Here is a 12,626-nt window from a genome sequence, read left to right on the forward strand (position 1 = left end):
GTCCGAGTGCGTTAAGTGAATTGACGTGAGCTCGGCATGGATAATGGAATGGACCCATCCACTTTTAATCGGCCTCGCAATGGGCCACGATGTAGTTGCTAAAACTCATCAGAAAGAGGACGGGTCCACTATGAACATTACTACAATTGGTCTTGATATCGCAAAGTCTGTTTTTCATTTTGTTGGCGTTAATAAAGCCGGAAAGCTTGTCAAAAAGAAGATAATTAAGCGAAAAGAGTTAGTACTTTTTCTTGCTCAAATAGAACCTTGTCTTGTTGTGATGGAAGCCTGTGGTGGCGCAAATTACTGGGCTAGAGAGTTTGAGAAAGTGGGTCATCAAGTCAAATTGATAGCGCCTCAGTATGTCGTGCCCTACAGACAGGGAAATAAGAATGACTATAACGATGCACTTGCGATAGCTGAAGCAGCGCAACGGCCTAACATGCGCTTTGTAGAACCAAAACCTATAGAACAACAAGATATTCAGATGTTGCATCGAATGAGAGAAAGGCTAAACAAGCAATCGACAGCACTGATTAATCAGGTTAGAGGGATGCTTGCTGAGTACGGCATTATTATCACAAAAGGAAAAGCGTCTTTTAGGTCAAAGCTACCTGATATTCTAGAAAATGCTGATAACGAATTAACAGCCAAAGGCCGAAATATTTTCTATCAACTGTACGAAGAGTTTAATGATATTGAGCGAAGGCTTAAAAGTTGTGACGTTCAAGTTCAACAAGAGATGAAGAACAATCAAGTATGCCAACGTTTGGAAAGTGTGCCTGGCATTGGTCCTGTCACCGCAACGGCATTTTATGCCGCTGTTGGAGAAGGTAAAGATTTTACCAACGGCAGACATTTTTCAGCATGGTGCGGTCTAGTCCCCAAGCAACATAGCAGTGGTGGAAAAAATAATTTGCTTGGTATTAGTAAGCGAGGAAATGCTTATTTGAGAACGCTATTTATCCACGGGGCAAGAGCGGTTCTTTACCATAGTGAGGCTAAAGGGGATAAATTTAGTCGCTGGGCAACCGCACTTGCAGAAAGACGTGGCTTTAACAGAGCTTGTGTTGCCGTCGCGAACAAGCTTGCACGGATAGCGTGGGTTATAGCAGCAAGAGAAGATGAATATCGTATCGCTGCATAAAAGTAATCATTAACGCGCTAACAATTAGTTTTACCAACCATCAAGTTGCCAAGATAATTGAATTGATGATGAGACAGTCAGACTGTTCTACTTAAAACCTTCGCCCGGCATTGGCTCTAAAGAAGCCGTAAGGATGATAAGGAAAGTAGAAGCAAATATCCATCAGGGCCAGAGGAGTACCTCAATAACAGGCCGAATATATGGGTGCAATGAACTATTCTCAAAGTCGATATTAAATATCTTGCAAACCGGATGGGTCCATATATGTCTGGCTAGCTTTCGAGGGGAAGGGACGCCCCATCAGAAGCGTTAGTGATTTTCGATGGTGGACGAAGAACTTACCAAATCTGGTTTCAGTCTAGATAAATTTCCGTTGGAAATAATCGTTTTTCAGATTATTTCGCCGGAACGGCAAGGGATATCGAAAAGGGAAATGCTGTTGTTTCCCTTTCGTTGGGTGTGGGCGAAGCGCCACGACTTTAGTTCTTGACTACACTTAAATCTGGGTTATAAAAAAACACCGCCATTTGGCGGTGTTTTAGTTTGTACTATAAATGTTTGAACGTCTTAATAAACATCATGGCCAATTAACCTTGGGGGGGAGCAAGGTTAACTGACCATATGAATGTTTAGTCTGCTTGATGCTCGAAAGTCCGGCCGCCTGATGATGGATTTGAGCGTTTAAACATTTCCGATTTATACAATGATTGCTCGCGCTCTACATTTGGATTATCACGGTACACTTCATCTTGCTGTGAACGGTTTCCGAAAATTGGCTGCATTTTAGGTGCTAGGTATTTACGGCCTAGTAAGTTAAGTCCGATAAAGCTCACTAGAGCGAATACCAGCAAAAATGGTAGCAATACAATCGTGGTAAGTGCGATAGCAATTATCGACAGTAGTGCTAAAAATGGGTGCATGGTGCCAACGCGCTGTTTGACCTGTGCTTGATTTACAAACTGATTAAAGTTCATTGATGTTCCTCAATTAAGCTGGCTGAGCGTGTATCAAAAGGGCGATGGATACAGTTTCAGTCTTTCATAAAATCACTTTTTACAGTGATGACAACTTCAGTGTGCAATAAAACACCTATTAACGTCACGTTAATCCTGATTAATGTTTGATTATGATAGTTACTCACAACGTTTTAAAAACCATAACAACTTGTATTAATGGCTGTTGTTAATCTTATTTCAGCATTTTTATTTCAGTTTGATTGACTGCTTTAGCGACACTTTCACAAATCATGTTTCTTAGCCACAAGTGTCCAGGAGCTTGGCTGTTACGTTCATGCCATAACAACACATAAGCCATAGGCATAAAATCAAATGGCAACGGGATTTCTTCAAGGGGGTATAACTTGACAGCGTGCCGCGCAAAGCTCGATGGCAGAGTAAAAATGAGGTCGCTATGGGCACAAATACTCGCCGCGCCATAAAAGTCTGGCACAGTAGTGCTGATACGACGGCGCAAATTGAGATCGGCTAAGTGATAATCTAATGCCCACCAATCATTGCCTTCACAGCGCACTTGTACATGGGACATGCTCAAATAGCTGTCTCTATCCCATTTTTTTTGTTTGATAGCGTCTAACATTGGATGATCTTTACGCACTAAACAGACTTGCTTATCTTTAAATAAGGTCTGATATTCAATGCCATCAGGCAGTTGCTCTATTTTTATATCAGCTTGAGGGTGCGTATCTCGACCGGCAATTCCAAAATCGATTTGGCCAAGTTGTAAGTCTTGGATTGATTTTTCGGTCCACACATATGAGTCGAGTTTGACGTTAGGTGCATCGTGTAAAATTCTGCCAATGAAATAAGGCAGTAATGTTTCGTAGGCACTCTCGACCATAGAAAACGAAAAATGCTGGTGACTGCTGGCTGGTATAAATGTCGGTGGTTGGGTCAGTTGATGTAAGGTCTGTAAAATTTGCGGTAACTGCAGTCCTAATTGCACCGCATGGGCTGTCGGCTTTAGACCATGAGCTGTGCGCTGGAATAGCGGATCATCAAGTGTGGTTCGCAAGCGATTAAGACTTTTACTCAACGCAGACTGGCTTAAGTGTAAGCGGCTTGCTGCGCGAGTGACGCTTTGCTCTTCAAGCAATACCTGCAAAATGACCAGCAAGTTTAAATCTATTTTGGCGAGATTATCGATATTCATGTGATATTCCTCAAAGGAAATTTACTTAGGAAATCATACCATTTCTATTCATACCATGAGTAGTCTAAAATGCGCTCCATAATTAACACCTAGGGCCTGTTGATCTTTGCTGGTTAAGTTTTGTTCGAAATAAAAGCGTTTTAATCGAGGCGAATGAATTGATGCCTAGTCATCTAAGCAAAGTTCATTCAACAAAGAGTAAAACGCTTTTAGTCGAACCCTTCGGGCAGAGTTTGTTGGTCATTTTTACTGCGTTATCGACTTTTTATGTAGAATAACTACACCACAAAGTCTCTGCCTTGTACAAATGACCAACAATTCGCTGCAAAAACAACCTCGAAAGATCAACAGGCCCTAGATAAAGAAAGAGTATAAAGAAAATGAGACGTAACTTGCTGCCAACACTGATGTTTATGGTGCTACTTAGCCCATTAGCCATCGATATTTACTTACCGTCAATGCCGACTATGGCTGTTGAGTATGGTGTAAGTGGTAGTCAGATACAGTCGACGTTGGTGTTGTTTTTATTTGCTATGGGTCTTGGGCAGATTTTGATTGGGCCGTTAGCTGACCGTTTTGGCCGCCGCCCAATTGCACTATTTGGTATTGTTTTGTACGGCATCAGCAGCCTCATTGGCGCAATGGCGCAAGAGTTTGAAGTATTACAAATTGCTCGTGTATTGCAGGGGTTAGCGGCTTGTTCAACCTCTGTCGTGGTGTTTAGTGCGGTTCGCGACTGCTATAGCAGTAAAGAAAGCGTTAAAATGTACAGTTACCTTAATGGTGCGATTTGTGTGATACCAGCGTTAGCACCAACATTAGGTGGCTTATTGGCACTACAGTTTGGCTGGCGCTCAACCTTTATCTTTATGGCGCTATACGCCATTGTCGTATTAGCTATCGTGCTGTTGAAGTTCCCTGAAACTCGTCCTGAAAATACTGACACCAGCGGCGCTCTTTATCGCTGGGCTCGGTATAAACCAGTGTTAAGTGATGCACATTTCTTGTTTTATGCCAGCACTTGCATGGTAGCAATGGCGTCAATTGTTACCTACGTATCGTATTCACCTATGTGGCTAATCGGTGAGCTAGGGGTGAGTGAACTTGCCTTTAGTGGTTTATTTGGACTCAATGCTGCAGTGAATATTGCAGCGTGTTTTGCGGCGCCAGTGTTAGTGAAACATATTGGTAATCGCCCCGCTGTGGTAGTGGCATTATCAATGATGTTATTAGCTGCTGTGCTTGAAGTCGTGGTGCAATTAGCCGGGCCTCAATCAGGTTTAGCAGCTGGTTTTGGTTTCATGTTACCTATGATGCTGCTTTGTATTGGCTTTGCTATTTTGCTTGGCCCTGCCACTTCTATGGCGTTATCAGCCTTCGGTGAGCGAGCGGGTACTGCAGCAGCAATGTTAGGTTGTATTCAAATGAGTGGTGCGTCAGTGCTTGCTGGATTAGTGCAAATGACCGATCTAACCGCACCTTATGCTGTTGCCTTGTTGATGGGCGGTCTATCTTTATTATTGCTAGTGATGATGTCGCTTAAAGGTTTAAATCATTTGCATATGGAGCAAGTTCATCCTGAGCATTAATGCTTAAACTATAAGCGATACAATAGTCTTAATCATGCCGCTGACCGAATAGTTAGCGGCATTGTTGTTTATAATACATTAACGCTAAAATAGACGTTGAAATTATGGTTCGGCATTAATTAATAGAGGTGCGGTATTAGAGTTATTTGTGAAGGTTGTGGCTATCCAACCTCGACCTGTATTTGCGACAGTTTGTCTCCAATGACAATTAAGACTGAAGTGATTGTGCTGCAGCATCCTTCTGAAGTTGAACATGCCAAAAACACGGTGAAGTTATTGTGTTTAACCTTGCCAGCGACGAAAGTGGTGGTGGGTGAAACGGCGGATGACTTTGCTGAGCTGCAAGTTTATTTAAAGGAGGCAGGCAAACCGGTTTATTTAGTTTATCCTAGTGAAACCAGTCAAAGCGCCGCTGACTCTGGCGTCCCTGAAGAGTGCATTATCTTATTGATTGATGGCACTTGGCGCAAAGCCTTTAAAATGCTCCAGCTAAACCCATGGTTATTGGAGTTACCTGCGCTGCATATTGAGTTTGAAGGGGTATCGCAATATCGAATTCGCAAAGCAAAGCGTAGTGATAGTTTATCAACCCTAGAAGCAACAGCGTATATGCTTCAAGCTATCAACCCATTAATGGATATTGCACCTATGTTTGCAGCCTTTGATGCAATGGTGCAACATAAGTTAGATGCGATGCCTGCAGCCGTGCGTGCTCGCTATATTCAAGAGAAATAGCAGCAACAAAAACAAGGAAGATAATGAATATGTTGAACCGTATGATGGCAATGGCTTTTATGTGTTTGATACTCGCAATCTCTTTTACTGCAATAGCCAATGATAAGCCACGCCTAACCTTATCCCAGCAAGCTGAACAAGGCCGAATTGATTCTAAAAAGACTGAGCAAAGTCAGTTAGAGAAAGCTCGACAAGCCGCCAGCGATACCCAATCTCGCGAGCAAGAAGTTCTAGAACGCCAAGAGTCAGGCGAATGGGAAAAAGAGCAGAAAGAGAAATCCCAAGCCCAGTTTAAAGAGCGAGAGTCTCGCGCTGATAAATACCTGCGCGAAGCCAAAGAAGCCGCAGCTAAAGAACGTAAAATTGAAGAGCAAGATTAACTTATAACGCTTTTATATCCTTCGGTCAGTTCATTTGCTACAAACTCTAAGTAATTGTTGATGCTAGCTAAATTATCTTCATGATAATGAGAGACATATAACAGCTGGCTCAAGTTTTCCCGTGCAATCAACTCAAGGGTATTTCTCACTAACCTTATCCCCAAGTAATCTAATCCTTGATAGGGCTCATCTAATATTAATAATGTAGGTTGTTTTACCAAGGCTCGAGCGATTAACAATAGTCGTTGCTGACTATAATCTAGTTGCTTGATAGGTGTGTTAGCCAATGCTTCCATGTGCAAAATCGTTAACCAATCTTTAGCCATGTCTAGTTGGGGGGCTGTGGCTTTTTGGTAAAGGCCAATTGAGTCATAAAAACCTGAGAGGATCACATCAATAGCGCTACAGTTAACGCGATATTGCAGATGTAATGCTGATGACACCATGCCGATATGTTGTTTAATTTCCCAAATGGTTTCGCCACTACCACGCTGCTTGCCAAAGATCTGTATATCGTTGCTATAGCATTGCGGATGGTCACCAAATATCAAACCTAATAAGGTACTTTTCCCACAGCCATTAGGGCCTTTGACCTGCCAGTGTTGGCCATTATCAATGCGCCAATTCACGTCAGTGAAAATGGTTTTATCACTATAGGCGACTTTGCCATTTTTCAGTTCAAATATCGGATTTTCAAACTTGCTTTGGTGACGGTGTCGTTGCATCAGCGCTAGCATTAATTCACTTTGTACCTTAGATTGCGACTTAATTTGCCCGATAACAGGGTGACAATTCCAGCTGGATTTATCCATAACAGTGTCTAATTTCCCATGGCTGAATATCGCCACTTGTTCAATCCATTGAGGCATATCTTCTTCACGAGAAAATATCACCATCATGGGAATTGGTAACTGATTTAAATAAGTTGTAAGTGATGCTCTGTGGTCGATATCTAATCCTGCAAATGGGTTATCTAGTACTAAGAAATCCGGCTGAGAGGCAATGGCACGAGCCAACATGACACGGCGGGTTTCACCTGTTGATAGCTCTCGAAAGCCACAATCTTTAAGATGCTGCAAATCTAACTGAGTGAGTAACGTTTCAAGTAACGCGCTGTTTGCCTGGGGCGGTATCTGCTGGCTGATAAGTTGAGTAACTGTGCTACCGGTATCAATTACATTGAGAAAGTCGGTGTCATCATTTTCAATTTCTAAAGCCAATAACCTTTGCTGCTCTGCTAGTGAAACTTGCGCAATGTTATTAGATGATTTTTGTAAGCGACCAGAGGTGATTTCAATGGTTTGATGAGGGGTACTATTACTTGCACATAATAAGTCACCAATGACTGAACCTATGTCGTTATGGGCACAGAAAACGGCCCATGACTGATTTTGAATATGCCAATCAGCGATGTCGAGACTGACATTACAACTCTTGGCAGTAAACTCACTAAACTTTATATCCATTAACCTTAACCCTTTAATATTTTGCTGTTGGTCAGTTTAAAATCACCATTACACTATCTATTTGAAGCATAACAAGGTGATGAATAAAGCCATAATATTGTTTATTTATAAGATGGAGGGCATACGTAGTAAACAAATCGAAACAATTTCTTCAGCCTTGCTGTAACAAATTATTTAACAACTTCGGCTAGACACTGTAGATTAAATCGCAACAAAAACGATAATAACCATGGATGATTTATGCGCCTCACGACTCTCGCACTGTGCCTTGCGACACTTTCTGCTACTTTTGCCCCATCAATATTGGCTAAAACCCCTGATGCAGCTCAGCTAGCCGCCGATGTTGAACAAAAAGTGATTGAGTGGCGCCGCGACTTACATCAACACCCTGAGTTATCTAATCGTGAATTTAGAACCAGTAAAGTCATTGCAGCTCACCTTGAATCTTTAGGTTTAGAGGTGCAAACCGGCATAGCTCATACAGGGGTGGTAGCGATATTAAAAGGCGCCAAGCCTGGTCCGCTTATTGGTATTCGCGCTGACATGGATGCGCTGCCAGTAACTGAAGAAGTGGACTTACCGTTTGCATCAAAAGCCACTGATACATACCGAAATCAAACCGTTGGTGTGATGCATGCCTGTGGTCATGATACTCATGTGGCTATGTTAATGGGCGTTGCTGAAAACTTAGTAAAATCTCAATCAAGCCTTGCTGGTGATGTGATGTTTATCTTTCAGCCTGCCGAAGAAGGTGCCCCAGCGGGTGAAGAAGGTGGTGCGGAGTTAATGCTTAAAGAAGGCTTATTTGCTAAGCGCAAACCTGATCAAGTCTTTGGTATGCATGTCACTTCAAGTTTGCCTACTGGTGTGATTGGCCTCCGTTCAGGCCCTGCAATGGCATCAGAAGATTCTTTCACTATTACCGTTAAAGGTCGCCAAACTCATGGTTCACGACCTTGGGGTGGCGTTGATCCTATTGTGGCATCAGCGCAAATCATTAATAGCGTACAAACCATTATTAGTCGTCAGGTTGATGTTACCAAAGCGCCAGCTGTCGTCAGTTTTGGGGCGATTAATGGCGGTATTCGTTCAAACATTATTCCTGATGAAGTGGAACTAATTGGTACTATTCGTACTTTTGATCAAGATATGCGTGCAGAGATAAAAGTAAAGCTTGCTGAAATCGCAGAGCTTTCAGCCAAAACATTGGGTGCAACAGCAATTACCGAGATTGATGCGGGCTACCCTGTTACGGTCAATGACCCACAACTCGTTGCCGATATGCGCCCAGTGATCCGCAGTGTCGTAGGCAAAGACAATTTGATTGAACCTGGACTGATTACGGGCGCAGAAGATTTTTCATATTACGCGCTAGAAACACCCGGTTTATTTTATTTTCTTGGCGTGACCCCAGCGGGGAAAGATCCTGCCACGGTTGCAAGTAATCACTCACCGTCATTTTATGTGGATGAAAGCGCACTAAAAGTTGGCGTTCAAACGATGACACAAGTTGCCTTAACGGCATTAGGCGCAACGCAATAGACAGTGCAACATCGTATTTTACAATTTATAAAAGGAAGCAATCATGACACGCACAATAGCCGCGTTAGTGGTATTACTGACAACTTGGGTAAGTGGTGCAGCAAATGCCACCACCCAAGAGGATGTGAATACATTTACATTAGATAATGGCATGAAAATTATGGTGCTAGAAGATAGCAGCATTCCCAACGCCAATATGTACTTGTTTTGGAAAGTCGGCTCACGTAACGAAGTACCTGGTATCACGGGTATTTCACACTTTTTTGAACACATGATGTTTAACGGTTCTAAAAAGTTTGGCCCTAAAATGTTTGACCGTACGATGGAAGCGGCTGGTGGTGCGAATAACGCGTATACCACTGAGGACATCACGGTTTATACCGATTGGTTCCCTGCTAATGCATTAGAAACCATTTTTGATTTAGAAGCCGATCGAATTGCCAATTTGGATATTAATCCTGAAATGGTCGAAAGCGAGCGAGGTGTGGTGCAGTCTGAACGTACGACAGGGCTTGAAAATTCAAACTGGCGCACCATCCAAGAAGAAGTAAAAAGTGCGGCATTTAGAGCACACCCTTATAGCTGGTCGGTGATTGGCCATGAATCAGATATCGCCGCTTGGAGTTTAGAAGATTTACAGCAATACCATAAAACTTATTATGCGCCGAATAATGCAGTAGTCGTTATCGCTGGCGATGTGAAAGTTGCTGAAGTGAAAAAACTGGCTAAGCAATATTTTGGTGTTATTCCAGCACAAACCCCGCCTAAAGCAGTACGCACCGTCGAGCCTTTGCAAAAAGGCGAGCGCCGCGTATTTGTTGAAAAAGCATCTGTGAGCACACCGAATGTGATGCTGGCTTACCATGTTCCTTCTACTAAACATGAAGATTATTATGCTCTTGATTTACTGAATACCATTTTCAGTGAGGGCAATAGCTCGCGTCTTTATCAAGGTTTGGTCGATAAACAAATCGCGTCTAATGTCTTTTCTTATTTGCCAATGTCATTTGACCCTAACTTGTTTTACTTCATGGGTGTCGCAAATTCAGGTGTTGACGCCGTGCAGTTAGAAGCCAATATGATTGCTGAAATTAATCGCATTAGCTTAGAAGGTGTTACGCAAAATGAGCTTGAAAAAGTGAAAAACATTAAGCTAATGAATTTTTACCGCACCATGCAAACCATTAATGGCCGTGCTAACACTTTAGGGCGTTATGAGCTGTATTTTGGTAGCTATGAAAATCTATTTAGTGCGCCAGAAGCTTATAACAAGGTGACTGTTGAAGATATTCAGCGAGTTGCACAAACTTATTTACGTAAAGCCAATCGCACAGTGGGTGTGTTAGCTGCAACAGAAGGAGCTGACCAATGATTTCATTATCAAGATTTAGCAAAAATACCACAGCATCTGCGATAGCACTGGCTTGTTCGTTAGCGATAACAGGCTGCGCCAGTACCAATGACACTGCGCAAACAGTCGATACTGGCAGTTTTAGCATGCCGCAATATGAGTCGATGACCTTAGGCAATGGCCTTAAAGTTAACTTTATGGTGCAGTCAGAAGTGCCGATTATTAATGTGAATGCGGTCATACGTGCAGGTGCTGTTAATGACACCACTTCAGGTGTTTCTTACATGACAGCCAAAAGCTTATTACTTGGTGCTGGCGGTAAAACGAAAGCGGAAATAGAGCAAACCATCGACTTTTTAGGTGCGAGTTTAAATACCGCATCAGGCCGTGAAAGCACATTAATTGCTGCTGATTTTATGAGTAAGGATGTAGATACGGTTCTGGCGATAATGCAAGACGTACTCATGTCGCCTGACTTTGATAGCACTGAATTTGAGAAACTGAGGCAACGTGAAATTGTTGGCTTATCACAAGCTAAAGAGAGCCCACGAGCAGTAATTGGCCGATACTACAATAAAATGGTCTTTGGCCAGCACCCGTATGCGAATCCAACAACAGGTAATAGCACCTCACTAGCTGAGATTAATATTGCCCAGCTGCGAGCATTTCACAAAAGCTATTATCAGCCAAGTAACATGGCCATTAATGTTGTCGGCGACTTTGACGCCGCTGAAATGAAAGCGAAATTAACCCAAGCCTTTGGTAGCTGGCAAGGCACCGAAAAAGCGGTGCAACCTGATTTAAGCCAAGGTTTACCAAAGTTATCATCGAGCAAAGTCCTGCTGGTGGATAAGCCTGATGCCATTGAGACCACCTTCATTTTTGGTGGCTTAGGGATCCGTCGTGATAACCCTGACTATGTCGGCTTAACCGTAGTGAATACCATTTTAGGTGGCCGTTTTACCTCATGGTTAAATGATGAGTTACGTGTCAATGCTGGTCTTACTTACGGTGCTCGTTCAGGCTTTAATGCTTATTCTGATGCTGGCACATTCCAAATCAGTACCTTCACAAAATCTAGCACCACTAAAGAAGCAATGGATTTAGCTTTAAAAACCTATGCGCGTTTATGGGAGCAAGGTATTGATCAACAAACGTTAGATTCAGCCAAAGCATATGTAAAAGGGCAGTATCCACCCAAGTTTGAAACAGGTGGCCAGCTAGCTGAACTCATGGCTGATATGTATATCTACAAGTTTGATGATTCGTTTATCAATCAATTCCAAGCTAAGGTCGATGGTTTAACGCTAGAAGAAACTCAGCGTTTAGTCAGCACTTACTTCCCGCAAGATAATTTGCAGTTTGTATTGATTGGTAATGCTGAAAAAGTGGCAGACATTGCCAAAGAGTACGGTGAAGTGACTCAAATTAAGATGACGGATGTCGGCTTTGGTCAATAATTCACGACCATAAAGTTTGAACTGGTTAATTGGAAATGCCTTTCATCTAAGATGAAAGGCATTTTTTATTGCAATCCATTAGCTTACAAACGGAATGCACTTAAAAAATAACGCTTTTTAAAAACCTAAATTTGAAAAAACAGCTGAAATAAAATAGTGTTCTTGCTAGTTCATCGTTGAAGTGAAAGGTTGCGCCGTTGATGTTGTATCAAACTGTCTTAATGGCAGGTAAAAATCTGCTTATGTTAACCATGGTATTGATGGCCGTGATAATGACACCTGCTGCGATAGCGGCCAAAGTGGATATCAGTCAGTTTTGCCCGGTACTTGATGGCAATTGGGAAGGTTCAGCGGCTAAAAATGGTGTCGCGCCAAGACATGTGACCACAGCGGCGATTTGCTCATCAGACAAGCGGAATTTGATGCTGACAGTGAGTCGTGGCGACAGTAACCCAAACAGTGAAGTGTGGTGGTTTAGAGCACAAGGTAATGATGTGTTACTGACCTACACTGATGGGGTGGGTGAAGATCGTGAGCAATTATTCAGTTTATATCAACGGGGAAATAGCTTTACGTTTTTAGGTAAAGGGCAAATGAATCAGCGCCCTGCATTAATCAGATTAAGGTTTGAGCCCAAATCTTTGGTCGGTTATAAAGAGGAACAAGCTAGCTCTGGTAGCTGGCTGTGGCGTCAAAGCGCTCACTATCTCGATGATGATAGCGAGCAATATCAGTTAATTCGCGCGATAGAGCTTCGGCCTGTAGCTCCATAATTCATGAATGTTTG

11 protein-coding genes are annotated in these 12,626 nt (G+C 42.6%); 8 read left to right on the plus strand and 3 right to left on the minus strand.

The window, feature by feature from the left end:
• Window positions 1-130: 130 nt before the first annotated feature.
• On the plus strand, window positions 131-1,147 hold the full coding sequence (locus AB4153_RS17785) for an IS110 family transposase (protein WP_371998293.1): 1,017 nt from the start codon (window positions 131-133) through the stop codon (window positions 1,145-1,147).
• Window positions 1,148-1,776: 629 nt separating this feature from the next.
• Here AB4153_RS17785 and AB4153_RS17790 read toward each other — a convergent pair.
• Entirely contained in the window at window positions 1,777-2,121 is a 345-nt protein-coding gene (locus AB4153_RS17790) for a hypothetical protein (RefSeq protein WP_102526750.1), read from the minus strand.
• 214 nt (window positions 2,122-2,335) lie between these two features.
• Window positions 2,336-3,316 (minus strand): LysR family transcriptional regulator, encoded by a 981-nt coding sequence (locus AB4153_RS17795; RefSeq protein ID WP_371998281.1) that lies wholly within the window; start codon window positions 3,314-3,316, stop codon window positions 2,336-2,338.
• 380 nt (window positions 3,317-3,696) lie between these two features.
• Between AB4153_RS17795 and AB4153_RS17800 the strand changes: the two genes are divergently transcribed.
• The 3 genes from AB4153_RS17800 (at window position 3,697) to AB4153_RS17810 (ending at window position 6,020) form a co-directional block, all read left to right on the plus strand.
• Window positions 3,697-4,905, plus strand: coding sequence for a multidrug effflux MFS transporter (locus AB4153_RS17800; RefSeq protein ID WP_371998282.1), 1,209 nt, complete (start codon window positions 3,697-3,699; stop codon window positions 4,903-4,905).
• Between the two features lie 135 nt (window positions 4,906-5,040).
• Window positions 5,041-5,640: a tRNA-uridine aminocarboxypropyltransferase gene (locus AB4153_RS17805; RefSeq protein WP_371998294.1), complete on the plus strand. Its 600-nt coding sequence runs from the start codon at window positions 5,041-5,043 to the stop codon at window positions 5,638-5,640.
• 29 nt (window positions 5,641-5,669) lie between these two features.
• Window positions 5,670-6,020: a hypothetical protein gene (locus AB4153_RS17810; protein ID WP_371998295.1), complete on the plus strand. Its 351-nt coding sequence runs from the start codon at window positions 5,670-5,672 to the stop codon at window positions 6,018-6,020.
• Here AB4153_RS17810 and AB4153_RS17815 read toward each other — a convergent pair.
• Window positions 6,017-7,486, minus strand: coding sequence for an ATP-binding cassette domain-containing protein (locus tag AB4153_RS17815; RefSeq protein WP_371998283.1), 1,470 nt, complete (start codon window positions 7,484-7,486; stop codon window positions 6,017-6,019). The genes AB4153_RS17810 and AB4153_RS17815 overlap by 4 nt on opposite strands.
• Before the next feature lie 240 nt (window positions 7,487-7,726).
• Between AB4153_RS17815 and AB4153_RS17820 the strand changes: the two genes are divergently transcribed.
• The 4 genes from AB4153_RS17820 to AB4153_RS17835 all read left to right on the plus strand — a co-directional run bounded on the left by AB4153_RS17820 (window position 7,727) and on the right by AB4153_RS17835 (window position 12,612).
• Window positions 7,727-9,028 carry an amidohydrolase gene (locus AB4153_RS17820; RefSeq protein WP_303518268.1) on the plus strand — a complete coding sequence of 434 codons (1,302 nt, stop codon included), beginning with the start codon at window positions 7,727-7,729 and terminating at the stop codon, window positions 9,026-9,028.
• A 43-nt stretch (window positions 9,029-9,071) separates the two neighbouring features.
• On the plus strand, window positions 9,072-10,400 hold the full coding sequence (locus tag AB4153_RS17825; RefSeq protein ID WP_229371770.1) for a pitrilysin family protein: 1,329 nt from the start codon (window positions 9,072-9,074) through the stop codon (window positions 10,398-10,400).
• Window positions 10,397-11,839: a M16 family metallopeptidase gene (locus AB4153_RS17830; RefSeq protein WP_371998284.1), complete on the plus strand. Its 1,443-nt coding sequence runs from the start codon at window positions 10,397-10,399 to the stop codon at window positions 11,837-11,839. The genes AB4153_RS17825 and AB4153_RS17830 overlap by 4 nt, the downstream gene beginning before the upstream one ends.
• A 200-nt stretch (window positions 11,840-12,039) precedes the next feature.
• Window positions 12,040-12,612, plus strand: a complete 573-nt coding sequence (locus AB4153_RS17835; protein ID WP_371998285.1) for a hypothetical protein — start codon at window positions 12,040-12,042, stop codon at window positions 12,610-12,612.
• Window positions 12,613-12,626: the final 14 nt, after the last annotated feature.

This window comes from Shewanella sp. 10N.286.52.E4 (assembly GCF_041468785.1).
Taxonomy (GTDB): Bacteria; Pseudomonadota; Gammaproteobacteria; order Enterobacterales; family Shewanellaceae; genus Shewanella; species Shewanella electrodiphila.